Annotated in this window: 1 protein-coding gene; it reads right to left on the bottom strand. The window is 57.3% G+C overall.

The annotated features are described in order from the left end of the window. Nucleotides 1-95 precede the first annotated feature (95 nt). Nucleotides 96-667, bottom strand: a 572-nt coding sequence (locus CCA01S_RS15075; RefSeq protein WP_269747424.1) for a flagellin, incomplete at its 5' end; no start/stop codon positions are given.

Here is a 667-nt window from a genome sequence, read left to right as displayed (position 1 = left end):
TCAGCTTTACGACACACGCCACAAAAAGTTTAGGCCACTCGCTTGCACGAATGGCCTAAATCAGGGGTTACCCCCCAGCTAGCTGCTGACTAAAATTAACGCAGCAGCGACAGCATGGTCTGCGGCACTTGGTTGGCCTGCGCCAGCACAGCGGTACCAGCCTGTTGCAGAATCTGCGCACGCGTCATGTTGGACACTTCCACCGCGTAGTCGGCGTCTTCGATGCGCGAACGCGAAGCCGACAGGTTGGTGATGGTGTTGTTCAGGTTAGCCACGGTCGACTCCAGGCGGTTCTGGATCACGCCCAGGTTGCTGCGGGCCTTGTCGACGTTTTCCAGCATCTTGTCAACGGTGTTGATCACTTTCTGTGCATCACCGCTGACTGCGACGGCAAAGTCGGCCTTGCCGGTGAAGCCTGTTGTACTGCCCACACCGCTCATCAAGCCACCCGAAGTCACGGTAGCGTTGAAGGTATCGACCTCGATGACGTCGTTCGTCGTGGTGTTGGCACCCACTTGGATGCTGAGCGAACCAGAGGCCTTCAGCAGGTCAGTCCCGTTGAACTGAGCGCCGTTAGCAACACGATCGATTTCATCCAGACGCGCACTGATTTCGTCCTTGATGGACTGACGGTCGGTCGTACCATTGACGTCACTGGCAGCCTGCA

This window comes from Castellaniella caeni NBRC 101664, assembly GCF_001592225.1.
GTDB classification, from domain to species: domain Bacteria; phylum Pseudomonadota; class Gammaproteobacteria; order Burkholderiales; family Burkholderiaceae_B; genus Castellaniella; species Castellaniella caeni.
Note: the sequence above shows the minus strand (reverse complement) of the source record. Positions and strands in the feature narration are given on the sequence as shown.